Source organism: Kurthia sp. ISK08, from assembly GCF_046159805.1.
Taxonomy (GTDB): domain Bacteria; phylum Bacillota; class Bacilli; order Bacillales_A; family Planococcaceae; genus Kurthia; species Kurthia gibsonii.
The window spans coordinates 127011-147610 of the sequence record NZ_JBJXHL010000006.1; the positions used below are offsets into that span (position 1 = coordinate 127011).

Consider the following 20600-nt stretch of genomic DNA (forward strand, 5'->3'; position numbering starts at 1 on the left):
GATTCTTCTTTTAATATTTAAGATTGTACTGCATAGCTTTCAACCTGTGCTTGAACTTTTTTCTTCATATGAACAACAGGCATTTGGTGTCCTAATAAATTCGTCGTTTCAAATGTAGATTCAATGTGCATACCATAAGATTCATAGAGATGAACATTACGTGATTCATTCGCGCGAACGTCGCAAGCAATCCATTGTACAGATTGTTGTTTTGCGATATTTTCTAAATGGGCAACTAGCTTTTTCGCATATCCTTTTCCACGTTGAGTTGGTAAAACACTCACACGAGAAAAAGTGAGTGTACCTTCTTTTATCTCATAGCGTGCCATCGCCACAGGACCTTCATTATTCAATCCAACAATTGCTTTTTGACCACGAGCTAACGCTTTTTTAACATCACGCTCTGTTTCCATGATGGCGCTTGATGGCGGATTCATATACTCTTTAAATGCTTCATGCATGAGCTCTACGATTAATTCCTCATTTTCTGTATGCACAATAATCATCTCTACACATCCTTTAACGAATTTTTATTCATTATTATACATAAAAATTCTATAAAAATGCAAGAACTATGATTTATTTCTTCCAGTGAAGTTGTTGTAAAAAGTGTAAAAAGTCTTCATACATTGTTTTAGCATCTTTTCCATATGTCATTAAATGTCCTGCTTGTTCATAACATTTTACAACTTTTTGTGTTGAACCGATCTGCTCGGCTACATAATTAGCTGTCTCTTCATATAACGCATCATCTTGTCCACCATATGCTAAATAGATGGGTACTTCGATTTGCGCTATATATTGCATTTGTTGTTCAATCATCTCAATAAAGGCTGGTATAATCTCCATCGGATGTGCTTTTAAAGCTTGTCGTGCCGCTTCTTTTTCTTCATCTGTACCTTCTTCATATTGTTGATGTTGTTTTGCATAATAGACCACTCTTTTTCGCAAGGTCACTTCATCACGCGTCATCGGTAGTGACATTGTAACAATTGCAAGTGGGTTTAATTCATGTGCTACTTTTAATGTGAGTACAGCTCCTAAAGATAGCCCCATCACAACAATCTCCTCATATCCCTCATCTTCTAGAAACTCATACGCTGATTGAACATCCTCCCACCAAGTAGATGGACCATACTGTAGTAATGTATCTGCCTTTTGGCCATGCCCCGTATACATCGGTGCATGAACCGTATATCCTTCTCTATTTAAAAACTTCCCAAGTTGTCGCATATCAATCGTCGATCCCGTAAATGAATGAAGTAGTAAAATCGCTTTACTACCGCCTTGAAAATAAAATGATTCCGGTGCTTTATATTTCATAAGTCCCTCCTGTTAGGTTTAAATATTAAAAATAATTTGCATATCTTCTATTTTTTTAATAGACTAGAATACGTCAGTTTTTTAGAAAAGAAGGTGATTTTGTGGAAGACGCGTTGCATTATTTCGTCATTTCTACAACCGCAGGCTACTATGCACAATCTGGATTTGTAGCAGATATTGAAGAAGCACAAGCTTTTTGTTCTGAAATCGAAGCCGAAAGAGCTGCTCAAATTATTAAAGGTACAGTCTGCTCGCAATCTGTATCTTACGACGAACTTGAACAATCTTTTTTAGAACTCTCAGCACAATACGATATACTTTATACATTAGATGAGCAGCAAGCCATCCAAAGCATTTGCGTGGAGCTTCAAGCAATCTAAGTCTCTGGTCTTAGACAAAGTTACAGTCTGAGACCTTTTTGTTTTCCTTTCTTTCTTTTTATAATAATAAATATAGAAAGAAAAAGGAGGCTTAACATGAAAACCGTTTTGAAGCAGTTAGGTATTTTCTCTTTTGCTGTATCGATGATGTTCGGAATTACATACTTACTCACAGGTGACCGATTCATGCCCTTCATTCCATCTGAACACTTCTATGCAGTAGCACATACAGCAGAAGAACAACAGCGCGTCAGTGGTCATTACGTATATGAAACCTACGCTGTAAATACAGCAGGTAAAAAACAATTCCTTGCATTCCAAACAGAACGTCCACTTCCAGAAGGTACATATGTGAAACTCTACGTAAAAGGCAATTATATCAAACTCATACAAGAAACTACCGCAGAAAGTATTCCATCAACAATACGGAATTCACTCCATTAAAAAATATTCTAACGTCACATGGACGCTAGAATATTTTTTATTTGACTATTTTTTCTTTTAGCGCGATTTTTCGATATGCGACTCGCGGTTCTTTCACTTTCTTTTGATAGTTGGCAATTGTTACACCGAGCATGATAAATACTGCACCAATATAACCCGTCATGCCCATTACTTCTTGTAAGAATAAGAAGGCAAAGAAAGCAGAGAAGATCGGTTCAAGTGAAAAGAAAAAGCCTGTATTTTCAGGTGTTGTATATTTCTGTGCAATGGGCTGCATAACAAAACCATATGCTGAACAGATGAACGCTAAACCCAAAATCGAAATCCAAGAACCCGATGTCGTCGGTAGAGCGGGTGTTTCAAATGTGAACGCAATAATAATGGCATATAACGAACAAAAGCCTAATTGATAAATTCCTAATTGCAGTACATCGACCTTACGCGCAAACTGATTCGTCACAAGAATATGAATGGCATAACACAACGCACCAATTAAACAATAAATAGCACCAAGCTGAATAGAGAAGCCATCTTTTAATGTTAAAAATGCTAGTCCCATCATGACCACCACAACACCGATCATAATTTGCTTCGCTGGTAGTCGCTTCGTTAAAAAGATTTGCAAGATTGGTACAAGTACAACCGTTGTACTCGTTAAAAATCCTGCTGTCGAAGCATCTGTATATTTCGTTCCTAATAATAATCCTAAAAATACACCGTATAATAATGCACCAACAATCGCACTGTACTTAATCGTTTGCCATGATACGCGAACCATCTTCTTCGCGAATAATAACCACATGAAGATGAATGCGATGATACTACGCATTGCGACGATTGTAAAAGAAGGCATTCCATCATCTGCGGCTACTTTCATAAATAAATAAGACGTTCCCCACGCCATCGAAACTGTAATTAATAATAAGTTTGCTTGTTTCTGTGTCATTCCATCACTTCCTTATTTTTTCTTTTTCTTAGATTATCACCGTTGTTTACATTAATAAAACGAATATTTATAATAGTAATATTAGTTTTACTAATGTATAGGAGATGATGAAATGAATATTTATGAGTCCTTCGTTAAAATTGTTGAGCTCGGTAGTTTTACAAAAGCTGCTGAAGCGCTTGGTTACACACAATCAGCAATTAGTCAGATGGTGAATAATCTTGAAAAAGAACTCGATACAACGCTGATCATTCGTTCTCGCAAAGGAATTTCTCTCACACCAGATGGTGAGGAAATGCTACCTTTTATTAAAAATATTTGTCATGCACATAGTGAATTAAAAGAAAAACATCAAGAAATGCAAGGTTTGGAACGTGGTCTCATACGGATCGGTACATTTTCAAGTGTTTCGACGAATTGGATTCCAACCCTATTACATGACTTTAAACAACTGTATCCAGGTGTTCACTTCGAGTTACAACAAGGTGAATATACAAGTATTTCAAAATGGATCTATGAAGGGACCGTCGATTTTGGTTTTGTGAATCCTGCTGCTGTATCGAATTTAACGACTATTCCATTAGCACAGGATGAGGTCTTAGCTGTGCTACCTTACGGACATGAACTTGCTGACCATGATGAAGTACATATTCATGACTTAACAAAAGACCCTTTTATTCAAATTGACGAAGGAGATTTTAGTGAACCACAACACTATTTTGAGAAGGCAAATCTTACACCGAACACACAATTTAAAGTGTATGACGACTACACAATCATGGCGATGGTCGAACAACAACTCGGTATTTCCATGTTACCGAAACTCGTATTAAGCCGCTGCCCTTATCATATTTTGACGAAACGCATCTCGCCACCTGTTGTCCGTACAATTAGTCTCGCTTATAAAAATAAAAAAGTGCTCCCAATCGCAAGTCGCTATTTCATCGACTTTATTACGGAACACTTCTCAAAAAAACAGGAAACACGCATATAAAGCGCATTTCCTGTTTTTATTTAAATATCACTATGTGTTTCTACGCTCGTTAGTTTATTGAAAAACGGGTAGAATTGATCTTTTTCAGGTGTTTTACGCATCGCAATCGCACTGCGTGGATGTTCATTGAATAATCCAGTCAAAGCGTAGGCTGTATTATATCCCCACTCTACTTCCTTACTAAGCGGTACAAAACGATCATCAATTAATTTTAAAAGTGGTTTCATATCATAACGTGAAGCGGTTAAGTGACCCACTACTAATTCTGTTTGACAGTTCCCTGCGCCGCGTCCCATACCGTAAACCGATGTATCTAAAAATTCAACACCTAGCTCAATGCCTTCTAATGTATTAGCAAAAGCCATCTGTAAGTTATTATGCGTATGAATTCCTAAACGTTTTGACGGTGCATGCTCTTTGAAAAGCTTCACTAAGTAAGCAATGTCTTTCGGGAAAAGGCTCCCGAATGAGTCGACAACATATAGTACATCGACAACACTATGTTCAATTTTCTCTAGTGCTTCAACTAAATGTGAATTAATTGAATTCGATACAGCCATAATATTTAATGATGTTTCATAACCTAGGTTATGGAATTGATTAATTAAATCAAGTCCTTTATCAATGTCTTTTAAGTAACAAGCGACACGAATCATATCGAATGGACTTTCAGAGCGTGGTGCACATTCGCTTGGATCTACGCGACCGATATCAACGATTGCTGATAGCTTCGTATTTTTCTTTTCTGGGATTACCTCACGAATGAAATCATCATCACAGAAACGCCAAGGGCCACAACCATCTGCATCTAATAACTTAGGTGAGTTTTTATAACCAATCTCCATATAATCGACACCTGCATTATTTAATGCTTCGTATGTATCACGCACGAAGTCTACACTAAAATCCCAATTGTTTACGAGACCACCGTCACGAATTGTACAGTCTAAAATTTTCACTTGATTTGAGTTCATTGTCATCACCTGTCCTATCTACGAAATAAAGTTGATTATAACACATATCTGAATTTTTAGAATATTAAATTTCTCAAAAATGATAATTTTTTATTTTTATATAAAATAAAGCTGTTCTATAAATCAAATACAAATTTATAGAACAGCTACTTCCCTTGTCCAAATCGTTAAAGGCCCGATCGCTGACCAACCACCACGCATAGCAGCAGCCAATCGTTCATCTGCTTCATACCCCACAATGGGTTGTTTCGGAAAAAAGTTAGCCAAGACAGCAGGAATATCTTGAAATACATGGTCTACGCCAAATACATTAAAAATCCCGATAATCCCATGGCTTTGATAAGCTGAAAAACCGCCATATCCTTCTTTATGAAATACTAAAACATGAGGATCATCAATAATTGATGGCTGTAACATACCTTCTAAATTAGCCGCCACAAGCCAATTTTGAAATGCTTCTTCATTTCGAACCCACTTCCACTCACTACAATATGGTACAACAGAAGATGACGTCATCCACTGTGCTTTAAAGAGTTTCGTGAATCCTGGAATTTGTAAGGTTGCATAACTATCCATAATCGTCGATACGCGGTCTAGAATTTTTTCCACAGTCGCTTCTCTCGTCTCTGTAATCATCTCTGGATAATAACTCGGTACATATTGATCCGCAATCCATACGTTATCCATACAGGCTGTTGTAATATCATGTGTTGCGCAAACAGCTTTCCACCAAGCAATCTGGTTTAAAACTGCTTTTCTTAATAGCTTTTCTGGCATTTGGATCACCTCTAAACTATTAGTACCCTTTATTAAATGTTTCATTCTAATTTGATAGAATTTGTTCCCCTGTTAATTCAAATACATCCTGACAACTCGCACATACCGTAGGATTTTCAGAACTAATAATGAGCGTGACACCTTCTGCTTTTACAGAACGCAGACACTGTATGAATTTTTCTAGCTGCGCTTCTGTTAATGCTTTTTCAGGTTCTTCTATTAACAAAATAGACGGTGCATGTAAGCATGCGCGAATAAGCGCCATACATTTAATTTGAAAAGCATCTAGATGTACTGCTTTCTTCCCTAGTAATTCATGAATACCAATAAGCTTGCTTAGCTGATCTAAACGCTGCTTTCTCGCTCCTGGCAACTTATTAGTACCTGTTTGAAAAAAGAACGGTAGCTGAATATTCTCAAGTACGGTTTCATCTTTTAAAAATTCGTCTTGCGCAGGTAGATAGCCCATCTTCGTTTGTCTCAACACAGCTAAGTCGCCCACATCTTTTGTTTCATTTTGGTGGTACTCTAAGCGATATGTCCCGTTCGTCAAGAGGCGGAAACAACCAATTGTCTGTAGTAATTCATTTCGATAAGCGCCTGTAATCGCTAGTGAAGCTCCCTTTTCAACGACTAAATTCACTTTTTGAAAATACGGTTCTACCGCTGCATATTTTAATTGAATTTTAGACATGCTCTTGCTCCATTTCTATCGTTGTTTTCCGTAATACACGCCATAAAATACCGCCACCAATCATGGCACCTAGAACGAGATATAACACGAGTGGAATAATGGCGAATTGTGAAATCACCATAAACGGTATGGCTGGAAGAATGAGTGCAATCCCTAGTAAAATCCCCACTTCAATTCGAATATACTTTCGAATTTCACGTTCTGCCATACCACTCGTCATCAGAATACGGAACAACTGCTTCGTCCCTTCATTTCTACGCTTTTGAATACGCTGTACAGCTATAAACATACCCACTAAAGCAATCAAAAATAATCCATAAACGAGTACAGGGTTTGCTTTTAAAATCTTATTATAGATATTAACTGTTATTCCACCTGCGCCACCAATTGTAAATGACCAGAAATCTGATTGCTGTGATACTTCAAGCATGATATCGCGAATACCAATCTTAGATGCATTCGTTACGAGCATTGTATTTGCAGATGCGATCAATGATTCTTTTGCGAATACATTGTCTTCGCTTGGTGTTTGACGATATTGCTGTGACGGAACTAACACTTGATGCCCTGCTGACATTTGAGGTAATGCTGTTGTCACAATCGTTTGTTCACTCTTTAAAAAGCCGATGATTTTCGCTTGAATATCTTGACCATGAATACGCATGCGAAGTGAATCACCAATATCATACAACTGATAATAGTCACTTCCTAACACAACGGGCATAACTTCTTTGTCATCATAATCCTTAAAATCTTCTTGTTTAAAAAATGTCCCTGCATCCATCTCTAACTTATTTAACTTTTGTGCAGCTGCATTCACTTGAAGTCCATAAACAGGTATATACTGTCCATCTGCTTTTGCATTTTCAGGTGTAAATGCTTCATCACCGGAAAATTTCTGGATGAATACAGGAATCGGTGAAGCTGTATAAACGGTTAGTTGCTTATTATTTTGTAATGCTTGATTGAAGCGTTCCAATTGCTCAATTGTTGGTTCTTCTCCAATGAGTGTAAGATTGTAATTGTTTTGCCCTACAAATGTGGTTCCACCTTTTGCAGGTTCACTTTTATATGCTGTATGCAAAATCGTAAAATAGACAATTGAAAAACATAGCAGTGCGGCTGCCATAAGGATTAAATTCCATTTACGATTACGTTTATGCAAAATGTATAAAGCTCTCACTTATTTGTCCACCTTTATCTTTGTTAAATAAACACTTATAACAATTCTATACATAGGCAGCCAATCGGCGCAATGAAAAGCAATAAGTTTTAAAAACTTATTATAAAAAAACAAGGTATGTCTGATTAAACACACCTTGTCTTCATGCCATTATTTTTTTACAATTACCGCATAAATGAGTCCGATGATAGCACCTACCACAGCAGGAGCAGCCCACCCTAAACCGATATCATATAACGGTAAGTAATGCGAGTAGAATGTCTCAATTGATTCTAACACTTGTAATTTCGCACCAGGTACACTTTCAACCAATGCTTTGTAACCATCAATCACACTCACGAAGAATGTTAGGAACATCGACATCGCATATACACTTTGACGTGCTTTGAATAGCGGCGAGAACATCGTTAATAGAATTAAAACAATCGCTAATGGATATAAGAACATTAATACCGGAACAGCATATGTAATGATATTACTTAAACCAAAGTTCGCAATTAAGAATGATACAAACGTTAAAATGAATACAAACCACTTATAGCTGATGGCTGGAATAACTTCATGGAAGAATTCACTACATGATGTAATTAAGCCAATACTTGTTTTTAAACAAGCTAAGATAATGATAATCGCTAGTAAAATCCCACCGAATGAACCGAAGAAGTGTTTCGCAACAGCCGCAAAAATTAAGCCGCCATTTTCAAATGTTCCAACAGCGCCAACACTTGTACCGCCCATGTATGTGATAAAGCCATAAATAATCATCATTAAAGCCATTGCGAAAATTCCTGATTTCCAAGTTGCCATCGCAATATCTTTCGTACTTGTAATACCACGACTCTTAATCGCATTAATTACGACGATACCAAACGCAAGTGATGCTAATGCATCCATCGTATTGTATCCGCCTTTAAAACCTGTCATAAAGGCTTGATTCACATAGTCACCTACTGGCTTTTCAAAACTCCCCATCGGATTAACGACACTGACAATAATTAAGATGAATAAGAACACTAAGAATGCAGGTGTTAAATATTTACCGATATAATCCATTACTTTCGCTGGATTTAGTGAGAAGTAATATACAACTAAAAAGAATACAAAACTAAAAATTCCTAAAAATAATGATACTTGATCTGGATTTAAGAATGGTTCTAACCCTACTGTGAACGATACAGTCGCTGTACGCGGAATCGCAAAGAATGGTCCAATCGTTAAATATAGTACAACTGAGAATACAAGACCGAATAGTGGATGCACTCGATTCCCTAAGTCTCGTAAACCATCACTTCCTGATAAACCAATTGCTAGAATTCCCATGAACGGCAAACCGATTGCTGTAACTAGGAAACCAATTAAAGCCCACCAGAATTGCGTACCAGCCATCTGTCCAAGTTCGATTGGGAAAATTAAGTTCCCTGCTCCGAAGAACATACCGAATAACATCGTACCGATGATGGCGTATGTTGAAAATGGTACTTTTGTTTGCATATTTTTCCTCCTTATGACTTAAATCGTCTATTTAATATTGTAATTAGAGTATATTAACAATTTACTACAGACAATACAAGATGAACAGAGAATAAAGAGAAAGAATAAACGAAAAATAGATAATTTTGTATAATTTTTAGACTATTTTGTATTTTTGAGTATGAAAAAGTGTCGCTTTTTTGTATGAGCGACACTTTTCGTTTTATATTCGATTAACCAACTAACTCATTTTTCACTTGTTCATATGCTTGCCAAATCATTGTGGCATCTGTCGTAGATTGTGAAGCAAGTTGTTCAGCTGTTTCTTGTAAAGATTGTGTATCATGTCCTGCAAGCTTCATCATGACTTGTTGTTTAAATTGTTCTACATAAGATTCCATACGTAATTCCTCCTCTATTGAATCATTTATTCATAGTGGCAGAATTACGTATTGTTCGTAGTACAGCACAAAAAAACAGTGGGATGATTTAGACATCTCCATCGGTTTTTCGTCGTACTGTGAGTATGTAATCCATATTGTGTTCTCATACTCAAACACCTCCTATCCGCGTAGGTTTTTGGTTGTACTCGAAGATTGGCAGGTCTCCTGGCTCGTATTCAATGCACTTTTCACCTTCCCATCTCATAAGACAGTGGTTTATCGAAAAGCACTCCTACTTACAGTTGCGGGACAGCGACGGACTTTCACCGTTCTTCCCTTTTAAACAAGTGCCATACACTTGTACCAACTTCTATTATTCCGTTTGACTTTATTATACAAGAAAAGAAAACAGGGTGGGACAAAACATGGCATTTTTCTTTTTTAGCGTTCGCAACGAAAAACCGGAACCGTGCTACAGCGCGATTCCAGTTTTTCTTATGCTCATATAGGATGTGTTTTTTGCCCTTATGTCCCAGCCTGTTTTCACGTTCTATTTAAATTCTTTCGTATAATGCCAATATTCATCATCTCGTTGCATACCGATATCTTCATATAGTTTTTGAGCAGCTACATTATCTGGATGTGTCTCAAGCGTGATGTACGCTGCACCCATTTGTTCACAAAATACAAATGCTTCCTCCATCAAGGCCCTCGCCGCACCTAACTTTCGGTGAGACTCCTCAACGAATAAATCGTTTAAAATATATGCGCGTTTTAATGCAAGTGATGAAAAACTTGGATAGAGTTGCGTAAATCCAATTGCTTTTCCTTCATGTTCTGCATATAAAATGATGGCATCCTCGTTTGTTAAACGCTTTTTAATAAAAGTCACCACTTCTTGTTCTTCAAATTGGCGACCATAAAACTGTAAGTATCCTTGAAATAATGGCACAACCTTTTCTAGATCCGCTTTCGTTGCATATTGAATTTCCACATCATCCACCCCTTTTCCTTATTGTACCAAAATGCAGCTTTTTTAAAATAAAAAAAGAACCGCAATATGCGATTCCCTTTCAACTTCTTAATTCGTAGACTTTCGTGTTGCTTTTAAGATTGAACGTACTGCTAAAACGAGACCTGCTGTAAAGGCGACAAAAATAATGGACGCTGTCATACAAAAACCTCCTTTGTCAAAAAAAGAACCGTATATGCACGATTCTTTCTGTTTTTAAACTTATTGTTGTTTTTCAATCCATAATGCAAACGCATCATTCGTTTCTGCTTGACGTTCAACGTGTGCTGTTGGGTCATGTGTTTCTAACACTTCATTCACACCAACTGCTACAATATCATCACCTTTGACAATGATGGCACCGAAAGGCTTTCCACCATTCACTGTATTCTCATATGCTAGTTCAATTGTTTTTTGCATCTACTGTTCTTTTGTCATCTGTGTACCTCCGAATTTGCCTATTTCGCTCTCATATTATATGAAAAAAACATTTATTTAGACAATCGCTATATGTTTACTTCGAATCACTTTTTAACGATAGAACAAATTAACCCATCACCGATTGGTAGTAGTACTGAAAATAGATGTGGGTGCTGTGATACATATTCATTATATTCACGCATAATACGTGTACGTTCTTGTAAATGTTCAGGTAAAGAATCTTTAACCGTTTCGTCTGCTACGCCACCTAGCACCAACACGTTATCCATAACAATAACTGCACCATCTTCTGCAATATCTACGCAAGCATCTAAATAATGTTTATAACGCTCTTTATCCGCGTCAATAAGGAAGAAATCAAATGTTTCTTGGTCTTCTTTTAACTGCTTCAAAGATGTTAACGCATCTCCAATACGATAGTCTACAACTTCACCATATCCTGCGCGCATGAGGTTTTCTTTCGCTAGTTTCGCATATTCTGGCTCTAATTCTAATGATAGAAGTGTGCCACCTTCTGCTAAACCTCGCGCAATACAGAGCCCACTATAGCCACCTAGAGCACCTATTTCTAATGCTTTTTTAGATTGCTTTAATGTCGCAAGAAGCGTTAGCCATTTTCCTGTCGCATTTGAAACCGAGATATTTCTCATCCCATGATCTTCAATTGTTTTTAAAATATGTTGTAAATGCTCATCTTCATTTCCAAAGTACCTATCTGCGTATTTATTTACTTGTTCCATCATTCGCTTTCCCCCTTCTCTATTTCAGAGCGTTCCACTTGAAAGACATTTTTAAACTCCTCAATAATCATTTCAACTGCTTTCAATTCGCCCTCAATCACTGGTCGACTGTTCGCAAATTCTTCTCGCTGTAGCTGACCCTTTAATGTCTCTTGTTTCACATAGAGCATCTCCAAAAAGCCAAGTGCGCGTTTACGACGAAATGTTTGCGTACGTTGTTCTTCTCCACCATGATGATCTCGATCATTTGGTTTTTCTCCCCGACGATATTCTCGCATTTTCATCTTTGAATAACCCCTTTCTAAAATTGAAAGTGTTGTTCTTTACTTATTCAATCGACACGTCCACACCGTATTGGCGCATGTTTAATGTGCGAGCGATGCCTTGTGAAGCAAAGTTATCCCATGTTGTACTATAGAGTGCGACGCGTCCTTGGCGTTGCACATCTCTTGCCCACGCTTGTGCCACTGCTGCACCGTATCCTTTTCCTCTTGATTTAGGGTGTGTGTAGACGCTTGCTTCAGCTGCTACTGCACTTTGTCTAGCTGTACAACAAATTGATGCAATACGATCTAATTCCATGACTACATAACAAGGTTGCTTCATATCAAAATTCATATAAGTGAATAGGAAATCGTCTTTTAATAGCTCTTTATGTTGCTCTGTTACGTGTAAAACCTTAGGCGAGATTTCTTCAATTGTAGGAAACACATAGGTTGGTCCCATACGGAATTCATGTAAATCTGCACGATTCATTAATTGATGAATTAAATCAACGAGTAAATCTTCATCTGCATCTTGAATCGTATTTTCTAAACGCTTTTTAAATACTTCATCTACTCGCGACGAAAAGCGCATCTGCTTCCCATCTCTTGTTACACCAATATGAACTGTCGGTGCTGGTTCAAATGGTGGTTCATTCATTACCGTTAATGCGCCTGCTTCATTTTGTTGGTACAGTACATCTAAATGTAACTGCATTAAATCTTCATCACGCACGTTCATCACTCCCTTTTGGATTTATGAAATGGCTTGTTTAATATGCGCTAAATGGTGATTGCCATGCCATGCATATAAACCAATAGCTTGCTTTACTTGAATCGCTTCTCCATTTGGATAGACGAATTTCTTTTGCAATTGTTCTTCCGTCAATGAGCGTAAAAAGTGTAACCAGCGTTGATGAAGCGAAGCAATTAATTGTAATGATACTTCCACAGGTAATGTATAGTCTGCTAACTCAGCCCATAACTGTTCTTCATATGTTGAAATCGTCGGATTATTTTCTGTCACTGCTAGCTTCATACGAATATAACTATTCATATGACTATCCGCAATATGATGCACCACTTGCTTTACCGTCCAACTACCCTCACGATATGTTTTTTGTAATTGATCCTCTTCTAAATGCATAACCGTTTGATTTAATAAACGTGGTAGTGCTTCCATTTCGTATAGCCAAGCTGTTAATTTCGCACCGTCCACTTCTTCTGGTACATCAAAGCGACCAATCGGATAACGTTCATCCATACTTTCTCATCCCCTTTGTATAAAATAAAAAGTACGTCCTATTTATATAGTAACGTACTTTTCAAATATATTTCCATTCACAAAAGAAAAACTTTTTCTACTCATCTAATATTTATTTGTATTGACGATTTCATATAATCTCCTATGCCACAAATATTTTTGTACAGAATATTGTACAAAAATATATTATCACCTATAATAAAAGTACCATCTGATTCGCAAAAGGAGGCAATAAAAATGGCAATCCATGCATATACAGTAAGTGATTTTCGCGAAAATCTAAAAGCGATTACCGATGATGTGTTTGATTATAATGAAACGGTTATTATTACACGCCCTAAAAAAAGAAATGTCGTAATGATTTCTGAAGCTGAGTATAACTCGTGGCAAGAAACACTTCATTTATTAGGAACAACTGCCAATCAAGAAGCTCTTACTACTTCTTTAAAACAACTAGATCATCAAAATACGCATATACTAACACCTGAAGATTGGGCAAACCTGAAATTGCAAGATGATGACACAGACGAATGAAAAAATTAAATCTAGAATTTTCGCAGCAGGCTTGGCAAGAATATGTATCTTGGCAAAGCGAAGATAAAAAAACATTAAAACGTATTAACAAATTAATCGATGCTATTTTACGCGAACCATTCGAAGGGATTGGAAAGCCTGAACCCTTAAAATTCGGTCTCTCAGGTGCATGGTCACGTCGAATAGATGATACGAATCGACTCGTCTATATTGTGACGATTGATAAAATTCAAATTGTACAAGTTAAATATCATTACTAATATGAAGAGAGTCTGGAGCATAAGTGCAAAAAAACACATCCCACATGAGCATAAGAAAAACTGGAATCGCGCTGTAGCGCAGTTCCAGTTTTTCGTTTCGAACGCTAAAAAGAGATCTCTTCTTATTTTTCTAATGATGGTGTCCTCCACCGCCATTTGAAGATGGTGTATTCGATTGTAATGCATCTGTATCTTTTTTCGATAGTTTCCCAACTAATAAACGTTGTGTTGGTGAGATGGTTTCTGTTTTTGTTCCTGCGTGAATCTGTACATAGTATAGTCCTGGTTTTTTAAAGTCGAATGGGAACGTAAATGTCCCGTCTTTCTCCTCTAAAGCAGCTGTCATATCTAATGTCACCGAGCGATCTACATTCCAAATCGAGATATGTGTAAACTGAAGATCTTTCGCAGATTGACCATCTTGTAATAGTTTAAAGTGAATCGTATGCTCTCCCTCTTTTTCATACGCTTCTTTCGATAAAAATTGAACTTCTAACGGTTGTTCTTTTTTATATAGTGTATTTGCATCGGAACGTGTTTCACAGCCTGCTAGCACGAAAATCAATGCGAAAACGACTACATACATGAGTTTTGATTTTATCATTTCGTGCCTCCTATGCATTAAAGAATTTTTTCAGTTTTGCTACGCGACGAATTACTAAAAAGTCGAGTAAGAAAATCACAATAAGTGATAAACCAACTAATGGGAAGATGATTCCTAATACGACTAATAGGATGTAAAAACCATAGGCATGACGTGCGCTACCTGATTTTGGTGCACCTAATTGATGGCTCGGTTTTCGTTTCCACCATAAATAAATACCGCTACATACTACTAACACAATGCCAATACAGATAAGCACACTAATTAATTGATTGATAAGTCCAAACTGTGTTCCTTTATGAAGTGTAATACCGAGTGCAATCGCCTTACCCATCCAACCATAGTTGTCATAACGATAATCAGTTAATACCGCACCTGTATACTGATCTAAATGCATTGTTACTTCATCTTGTGCTTTATTCGGGAAAGCAGAGATTGTGTACACACCTTCTGCTGTTTGCGGTATGACAATTTTATAGCCTTCTGGTACACCACGTTTTTCAGCATTTTCTTCAATTGTTGTAAGTGATACACGTTCATAATTTGGAATTACGGTTGACTTAGGAACTTCTAATGTTTCTGCTGCCCACGGTACTTTTGTTAAATCTTTCGTCTGTGTCACAGAACCAGGGGGATTACCTGTCCAAATACTTGGTGGATACCCCTGTCCTGTGTTCGTTACGATGGATTGGAAGTTTGTACCCCAAAAGCCCGACCACGGTAACCCTGTTGCGATTAAAAAGGCAATACCCACTGTTAACCAAACGGCTGGAACTGCATGCAAGTCGCGACGCAATGCACGTCCACCTTTATTAAAACGAATAAGGAATGTACCGCCTTTTTCTTTTTTTGATTTACGAGGGAACCATAAATAAACCCCTGTAATGATTAAAACAATGACCCAACAAGTTACGAGTTCAACCAGACGGTCACCCCATGTTCCCACCATTAATTCACCATGTAATTCTTCAATTCGATCCATAATACGATCATGGTTATCTAATTTTTTAATCACTTCACCATTGTAAGGATTTAAAAAGACTGTATACGTGGCATCACCTTCTGCCAAACCGACTTCGCTTGAACGTGTAGGCGAACTACTTGGTTTGAAAGATGTGACTGTTCCTTCTGGGTATTGTTTTTGGACGACAGCTACCTGTGCATCTGCATCCATCTTTGTACTTTCTTCTTTCACTTCATAATACGAATGATAAAGTGCTTGTTCAATCTGTGGTTTAAATAAATATGTACCGCCTGTAATCGCTAAAACAATTAAGAAAGGCGCAACAAAAATTCCTGCGTAAAAATGCCATCGCCAAATTGTTTTATACAGTTCTGTTGTCTTCTTTTTCATTCATGTAATCTTCCTTCCTTTTTTCGATTTGTTTAATATACCAAGAAAATGTGAAATAACAATGAAACAATGTATTTAAATGAGGGGGATTTTTTTGTGAAAAGAATGATGACAACAATTATTTGTACAAGCCTATTTTTAACAGCTTGTAGTAGTGAAAAAGAGAGCGAGAAATCTTCAGAAAATACTACCTTTAAAAAAGCCGTGGAACAAGGAAAGCTCGCTTTAGCAAAAGGTGATGTGGAAGATGCTTTGGCATCATTTGAACTCGCAGAAAATGAAAATCCACAAGATGCCAATACGAAAAAATATGTAGAACAGCTACAACAAGTGAACCATGTGGATGACTTAATAGAGGAAAAAGAATATGAATGTCAAAAAAGCCAATCAAACGATGGAGAAATATACGCTATTTTCCCTTGTCCAAAAAGAATTATCTGATTTAAAGAAAACAGCTGAATCAAAACAAAAGGAAATAAAAAAAGAAACGACCAAAACAAATACAACACCTAAAACCCAAACAACCACAACACAAACGACACCTCAAAAAGAGAATCTATATGCGAGTTACATGAATAAGGCAACTCTCATCGGGCAGAATTTCGATGAAGCAGCATACGCAATAGACGGTGAACGTCAAGATAGCTTTGACCCTATGTTAAAAGCGTTTGATACAAGTTATAAGCAGTGGGATGCTCTATTAAATGAAATTTATGGCACATTAAAATCATGTCTATCTTCATCCGAATTCACTGTGCTACGTGATATACAGCGTAATTGGATTAAAGAACGTGATTATAATGCTGGTAGCGCATCTGCTTATAGCGAATATGCACCAGAGATTGCCTATACAGAATCTTTAGCTGCTTCAACAAGAGAACGCTGTTATGCACTTCTTGAACAATACCGCGAAACATTACGCTAACCAATCACAAGCCACTTCAAACAATCTAAAGTGGCTCTTTTTTATGAAAACGCTTCGAATAAGAATAAATTGTGACAACCGTAAAAAACACTTCCATTTTTCTAAAAATCATGTAGAATAACTTATAACAAGTTTTGTTATACAACAACAACAACTTGTAATATAACAAAGAATGGAGAATGACCATGTGGGTTGTAACAATTTTCAATAATATTCATGATATTCGTATGTTTGAGTACACAAATAAGAATGCTGCTACAGAAAAGCTAAAAGGATGCAACAACGCTATTTTATCTTATACAAAATAAAATCATGAGGTTAAAAAAATGAATCAAATGCTTTATGAACCCTTACCTTCTATCTCGCACAATTAGATAGAAGGTCTTTTTTTCGTTTGAATGCATAGAAGTAAAACGTAAAACACATACATTTCATACCATTACAGTTCTATTCTCTTTTACAGTAAAAAATAATATATGGATGAAATTGGATAAAAAAACATATATAATTGAACTAGTAATTATAGAAAGGACTTTTTAACATGAAAAAATTCGTTATATTTTTAGGCATTGTGATTTTAATTGGGCTATCTATTTTTGGATACATCGAAACTAAAAAGTATCTGGTTAAAAATGATGTTCATACATATCTATTAAAGGAAAAAAATATAAAAGAAGCTGACATTGAAGTATTAGATCCATTCGTAGCTAACTTAGACGGAGATAAAAATTGGCTAGTTTATGTAAAAATCAAAAATGATCCTAAAAAATATTACTATTATAAAAACAGTGATACAGACCGTATTCTTTTAGAATCGGCTGAGTAAGAATAAGGAGACAATAAATTGAAAATCATCGGTCTTTTAATACTAGGTATACTATTAAGCTTATTTTTAGTCACATTTTTAGAGGATATCGGCTTACTAATGCTTGCTGGGTTAGGCCTTGGTAGTTTGTTTGTCATCATCTATCAATTAGAAAGAAACTACAAAAATAACCAATAGAAAAACGATTTAGTCGAAGCTGACTAAATCGTTTTTCTATTATTCCTCTTTAAATAATTCTTCTAACATCTTTTCACGATTTCTCAAAAAGTATGTGGAGATTTGTACATGTGATGTTTCTTCATAAGCTACTTCATGAATCGTTTCATCAAATTCATAAATTTTTGCGTTGGGGTATCCCAGTAAAATTGGTGAATGTGTCGCTATAATAAATTGTACATTCTGTTCTTTCTCTAGATCATGTAAAATCCGCAGTAATGTCAGCTGCTTTGCTGGAGACAATGCAGCTTCAGGCTCGTCCAATAAATAGATTGCCTTTTCACGAAAACGATGTTGAAAGAGAGACAAAAAAGATTCGCCATGCGATTGGTGATGCAATGACTTTCCCCCGTAAGATTTAAAACCATCCTCATCCACTTCGTCAATGTGAGATGCAAATTGATAAAATGTTTCCGCTCTTAAAAAGAAACCATCTATCACTTTGGGCATCCAAGATAGACGTAAGTAATCACCTAAATGTGATTCACTCGCATGTACATTATAAGCTCTTACATTTTGTCGACTTCCTCCAGCTGTATGAAAGCCAATTTGATCGGCAATAGCTTCAAGTAAAGTTGATTTACCTGAACCATTCTCACCTACAAAAAACGTAACAGTTTGATTAAGCGATAAAGTATCTAAATGGTGAATCGTCGGAATCGAGAACGGATATACAGAAAAATCTTGTACTTCTTCTCTCTTTAAACGACAGCTTTTTAAAAACATCACATGACTCCCTCTTCTTATTTCATCGGAACCCAACCCGGGCGACTTTTAATAATTTCAAACATCGTCGTTGGTAAAACAGGTGGATTTTTCGTATCAAGTGCTGTTTCCACTTGTTCACCACGTTGAATTTTCTCTACCCAATGTGGTTCAATTAATAATTCACGACCAATTGCGAGTAAGTCTGCACCGATATGTGATGCATTCTCTAAATCTTTTTTACTGTAAATTGAACCTACTGCAATTAGCGGTAGTCTGCCTGCGATTGTTTCTTGAAGTGCTTCTACACGTGTAGTCGCTGTACCACTATAGCGACGTGGCTCTGAATCAAACTGCATTTGTGAGACATGTAAGTAGTTAAGTGGTTGGTCTGCTAGAACATCTACTAATTCTAGTGTCTGATCCATTGTAATACCATCTTCTTCAGGCTCTTCTGGAGAGAAGCGGTAACCAACGATAAATGCGTCATTTGCATATTTTTCTTTTGCTTGTTGTACAGCTTGTACGACTTCTAAAATAAATTTCATACGGTCTTCACCATACACATCTGTACGCTTATTCGTGAAGCCACTGAAGAATTGTTGTAATAGGTATGTGTTTGCACCATGAATTTCGACACCATCAAAGCCTGCTTCAATCGCACGTCTTGTCGCTTCATGGAAGTCACGTACAATTTGTTGTACTTCTTCTGTCGTTAAAGCACGTGGTGTTGGTTGTCCGTCACTTGTAATATCCGTTGCGCCTACCACTTCTGGTACTTCATTCGCCGGACTTTGACGACCTGCGTGGAAAATTTGCAAAATTGCTTTTGCGCCTCCACTTTGAATTGTTTTCGCTAAACGACGTAAACTTTCAATATAACGATCTTCATGCGCTGAGAATTGTCCTGGGAATCCCTTACCATGCTCTGATACATAGGCAACAGCTGTAATAACAGCACTTACGCCACCAGAACGTTCTTTATAGTAAGCAATCTCCTCATCTGAAACAGTACCATCTGGATTACCAGAATATGTTGTCATAGGGGCCATAACTAGGCGATTTTTTAATCTCACACCATTATTTAAAGTAATTGGTTCAAAAGCATTCATACAAAAATTCCCTCCTCATATCTATGAGAAAATTATGAACGTGTTACATCGAAATTTCAAAAAATATGCTTATCATTTTAGTTGGGATTATGAATGGCTACAGCGTTAATTCCAAAAACACATAAGGGTCTTGTCGAACTACTCGACCAAATTTCACATCTAATGCCTGTTGAAAACAGGGTCCATCGATAACTGTCGTATGAAATTCACCTTGTTCACCACATGGGTCAATTCCTCGCTCAATCAATTCATTCATGAACTCAATCGACAACTCACGCCCTAAATCCGATGCCTTCATTCCGAGTGACTCATTTATCGTGACAATAATGGCACGATATCCTCTTTCTACAACTTCTTTTACAATGGATTTACGTTCTTCTTGCCATAATGGCATAGCGAGCTGTAATCCTGCTCGCGCTGCCACTTGTTCATGCCAGAGACCATGCTCTAGTAAATCTATATCTCCTGTCACAAGTACTTCTGCTCCTGCTTCTTTTGCTGTTTTTAACGCTTCTACAAAAGCTTCTTCGTAAGTTGTCCAACTTGCTGATACTTCAAAAACAGGAAGACCTATTGCTTTTGCCTGCGCGCGTACAAGCTCTGAACCTGTCGCATGTGAACGTGAACGCTCTCCTTGTTCCTCCATCATAACGAGTAAGCCTATTACTTCTCCTTGCTTCATCGCCCATTCAAGTGCGAGTGTACTATCCTTACCACCACTATAAGACACGATACTCTTTTTGTTAGCGGCATTCTGTTTCCATGTATTCATATGC

General features: G+C 37.0%; 29 protein-coding genes and 1 riboswitch. Of the genes, 9 read left to right on the forward strand and 20 right to left on the reverse strand.

Annotated features, from left to right (window positions below; all coding sequences use genetic code 11):
- Positions 1–17: 17 nt before the first annotated feature.
- Together ACKVQX_RS11835 and ACKVQX_RS11840 are read right to left on the reverse strand one after the other, a co-directional pair.
- Positions 18–506: an N-acetyltransferase gene (locus ACKVQX_RS11835; RefSeq protein ID WP_068450351.1), complete on the reverse strand. Its 489-nt coding sequence runs from the start codon at positions 504–506 to the stop codon at positions 18–20.
- A 73-nt stretch (positions 507–579) separates the two neighbouring features.
- Positions 580–1323 carry a carboxylesterase gene (locus ACKVQX_RS11840; RefSeq protein WP_068450350.1) on the reverse strand — a complete coding sequence of 248 codons (744 nt, stop codon included), beginning with the start codon at positions 1321–1323 and terminating at the stop codon, positions 580–582.
- Positions 1324–1424: 101 nt separating this feature from the next.
- Between ACKVQX_RS11840 and ACKVQX_RS11845 the strand changes: the two genes are divergently transcribed.
- A complete protein-coding gene (locus ACKVQX_RS11845; RefSeq protein WP_068450348.1) occupies positions 1425–1703 on the forward strand; it encodes a hypothetical protein in 279 nt (92 codons plus the stop codon).
- A 96-nt stretch (positions 1704–1799) separates the two neighbouring features.
- Positions 1800–2147, forward strand: a complete 348-nt coding sequence (locus tag ACKVQX_RS11850) for a YxeA family protein (RefSeq protein ID WP_409136353.1) — start codon at positions 1800–1802, stop codon at positions 2145–2147.
- A gap of 37 nt (positions 2148–2184) precedes the next feature.
- Here the strand turns inward: ACKVQX_RS11850 and ACKVQX_RS11855 are convergent, their stop codons facing one another.
- Positions 2185–3093 (reverse strand): DMT family transporter, encoded by a 909-nt coding sequence (locus ACKVQX_RS11855; RefSeq protein WP_141274183.1) that lies wholly within the window; start codon positions 3091–3093, stop codon positions 2185–2187.
- A gap of 112 nt (positions 3094–3205) precedes the next feature.
- On the opposite strand from ACKVQX_RS11855, the gene ACKVQX_RS11860 reads away from it, so the two are divergent.
- Positions 3206–4087, forward strand: a complete 882-nt coding sequence (locus ACKVQX_RS11860; protein WP_068450342.1) for a LysR family transcriptional regulator — start codon at positions 3206–3208, stop codon at positions 4085–4087.
- Positions 4088–4107: 20 nt separating this feature from the next.
- Here the strand turns inward: ACKVQX_RS11860 and ACKVQX_RS11865 are convergent, their stop codons facing one another.
- From ACKVQX_RS11865 to ACKVQX_RS11920, 12 genes are all read right to left on the reverse strand, one after another.
- Positions 4108–5061, reverse strand: a complete 954-nt coding sequence (locus ACKVQX_RS11865) for an aldolase catalytic domain-containing protein (protein ID WP_068450340.1) — start codon at positions 5059–5061, stop codon at positions 4108–4110.
- Between the two features lie 135 nt (positions 5062–5196).
- Complete coding sequence (locus ACKVQX_RS11870) at positions 5197–5838, reverse strand: hypothetical protein (protein WP_068450338.1); 642 nt, start codon at positions 5836–5838, stop codon at positions 5197–5199.
- A 46-nt stretch (positions 5839–5884) separates the two neighbouring features.
- Positions 5885–6532: a hypothetical protein gene (locus tag ACKVQX_RS11875; RefSeq protein ID WP_068450336.1), complete on the reverse strand. Its 648-nt coding sequence runs from the start codon at positions 6530–6532 to the stop codon at positions 5885–5887.
- Positions 6525–7715, reverse strand: coding sequence for a hypothetical protein (locus ACKVQX_RS11880; protein ID WP_068450334.1), 1191 nt, complete (start codon positions 7713–7715; stop codon positions 6525–6527). Before ACKVQX_RS11880 ends, ACKVQX_RS11875 begins: the two co-directional genes overlap by 8 nt.
- 150 nt (positions 7716–7865) lie before the next feature.
- Positions 7866–9206 (reverse strand): branched-chain amino acid transport system II carrier protein, encoded by a 1341-nt coding sequence (gene brnQ / locus ACKVQX_RS11885; protein WP_068450332.1) that lies wholly within the window; start codon positions 9204–9206, stop codon positions 7866–7868.
- A 212-nt stretch (positions 9207–9418) separates the two neighbouring features.
- Positions 9419–9586, reverse strand: coding sequence for a hypothetical protein (locus ACKVQX_RS11890; RefSeq protein WP_170214782.1), 168 nt, complete (start codon positions 9584–9586; stop codon positions 9419–9421).
- Positions 9587–9765: 179 nt separating this feature from the next.
- A riboswitch (cobalamin riboswitch) is annotated at positions 9766–9951 on the reverse strand.
- A 167-nt stretch (positions 9952–10118) separates the two neighbouring features.
- Complete coding sequence (locus ACKVQX_RS11895) at positions 10119–10562, reverse strand: GNAT family N-acetyltransferase (protein ID WP_068450326.1); 444 nt, start codon at positions 10560–10562, stop codon at positions 10119–10121.
- Between the two features lie 240 nt (positions 10563–10802).
- A complete protein-coding gene (locus ACKVQX_RS11900) occupies positions 10803–11000 on the reverse strand; it encodes a hypothetical protein (RefSeq protein ID WP_409136354.1) in 198 nt (65 codons plus the stop codon).
- A gap of 104 nt (positions 11001–11104) precedes the next feature.
- Positions 11105–11761, reverse strand: coding sequence for an O-methyltransferase (locus ACKVQX_RS11905; RefSeq protein ID WP_368634446.1), 657 nt, complete (start codon positions 11759–11761; stop codon positions 11105–11107).
- A complete protein-coding gene (locus ACKVQX_RS11910; RefSeq protein WP_409136355.1) occupies positions 11761–12045 on the reverse strand; it encodes a hypothetical protein in 285 nt (94 codons plus the stop codon). The genes ACKVQX_RS11905 and ACKVQX_RS11910 overlap by 1 nt, the downstream gene beginning before the upstream one ends.
- A 43-nt stretch (positions 12046–12088) precedes the next feature.
- Complete coding sequence (locus ACKVQX_RS11915; RefSeq protein ID WP_068450321.1) at positions 12089–12760, reverse strand: GNAT family N-acetyltransferase; 672 nt, start codon at positions 12758–12760, stop codon at positions 12089–12091.
- Between the two features lie 21 nt (positions 12761–12781).
- The gene (locus tag ACKVQX_RS11920; RefSeq protein WP_087681042.1) at positions 12782–13288 is read right to left on the reverse strand and encodes a YfiT family bacillithiol transferase; all 507 of its coding nucleotides are present in this window, start codon (positions 13286–13288) and stop codon (positions 12782–12784) included.
- Between the two features lie 237 nt (positions 13289–13525).
- Here ACKVQX_RS11920 and ACKVQX_RS11925 point away from each other — a divergent pair, with 237 nt between their 5' ends.
- On the forward strand, positions 13526–13822 hold the full coding sequence (locus ACKVQX_RS11925; protein WP_285215574.1) for a type II toxin-antitoxin system Phd/YefM family antitoxin: 297 nt from the start codon (positions 13526–13528) through the stop codon (positions 13820–13822).
- The gene (locus ACKVQX_RS11930; RefSeq protein ID WP_285215575.1) at positions 13819–14082 is read left to right on the forward strand and encodes a Txe/YoeB family addiction module toxin; all 264 of its coding nucleotides are present in this window, start codon (positions 13819–13821) and stop codon (positions 14080–14082) included. The genes ACKVQX_RS11925 and ACKVQX_RS11930 overlap by 4 nt, the downstream gene beginning before the upstream one ends.
- Positions 14083–14212: 130 nt before the next feature.
- Here ACKVQX_RS11930 and ACKVQX_RS11935 read toward each other — a convergent pair whose 3' ends face one another.
- Positions 14213–14686, reverse strand: coding sequence for a FixH family protein (locus ACKVQX_RS11935; protein WP_068450317.1), 474 nt, complete (start codon positions 14684–14686; stop codon positions 14213–14215).
- Positions 14687–14696: 10 nt separating this feature from the next.
- Complete coding sequence (locus ACKVQX_RS11940) at positions 14697–16040, reverse strand: PepSY-associated TM helix domain-containing protein (RefSeq protein WP_409136356.1); 1344 nt, start codon at positions 16038–16040, stop codon at positions 14697–14699.
- Between the two features lie 96 nt (positions 16041–16136).
- On the opposite strand from ACKVQX_RS11940, the gene ACKVQX_RS11945 reads away from it, so the two are divergent.
- From ACKVQX_RS11945 to ACKVQX_RS11960, 4 genes are all read left to right on the forward strand, one after another.
- On the forward strand, positions 16137–16481 hold the full coding sequence (locus tag ACKVQX_RS11945) for a hypothetical protein (RefSeq protein WP_068450313.1): 345 nt from the start codon (positions 16137–16139) through the stop codon (positions 16479–16481).
- Positions 16408–16965 (forward strand): lysozyme inhibitor LprI family protein, encoded by a 558-nt coding sequence (locus ACKVQX_RS11950; protein WP_409136357.1) that lies wholly within the window; start codon positions 16408–16410, stop codon positions 16963–16965. The genes ACKVQX_RS11945 and ACKVQX_RS11950 overlap by 74 nt, the downstream gene beginning before the upstream one ends.
- A 541-nt stretch (positions 16966–17506) precedes the next feature.
- Positions 17507–17791 (forward strand): DUF3139 domain-containing protein, encoded by a 285-nt coding sequence (locus ACKVQX_RS11955; RefSeq protein ID WP_068450310.1) that lies wholly within the window; start codon positions 17507–17509, stop codon positions 17789–17791.
- Positions 17792–17809: 18 nt separating this feature from the next.
- On the forward strand, positions 17810–17968 hold the full coding sequence (locus tag ACKVQX_RS11960; protein WP_156422317.1) for a hypothetical protein: 159 nt from the start codon (positions 17810–17812) through the stop codon (positions 17966–17968).
- Between the two features lie 39 nt (positions 17969–18007).
- On the opposite strand, the gene ACKVQX_RS11965 is transcribed toward ACKVQX_RS11960, so the two are convergent.
- The 3 genes from ACKVQX_RS11965 to ACKVQX_RS11975 form a co-directional block, all read right to left on the reverse strand.
- Complete coding sequence (locus ACKVQX_RS11965; RefSeq protein ID WP_068450308.1) at positions 18008–18733, reverse strand: AAA family ATPase; 726 nt, start codon at positions 18731–18733, stop codon at positions 18008–18010.
- A gap of 17 nt (positions 18734–18750) precedes the next feature.
- Complete coding sequence (locus tag ACKVQX_RS11970; protein ID WP_409136358.1) at positions 18751–19824, reverse strand: NADH-dependent flavin oxidoreductase; 1074 nt, start codon at positions 19822–19824, stop codon at positions 18751–18753.
- A gap of 97 nt (positions 19825–19921) precedes the next feature.
- Entirely contained in the window at positions 19922–20596 is a 675-nt protein-coding gene (locus ACKVQX_RS11975) for a diphthine--ammonia ligase (RefSeq protein ID WP_409136359.1), read from the reverse strand.
- Between the last annotated feature and the right edge of the window lie 4 nt (positions 20597–20600).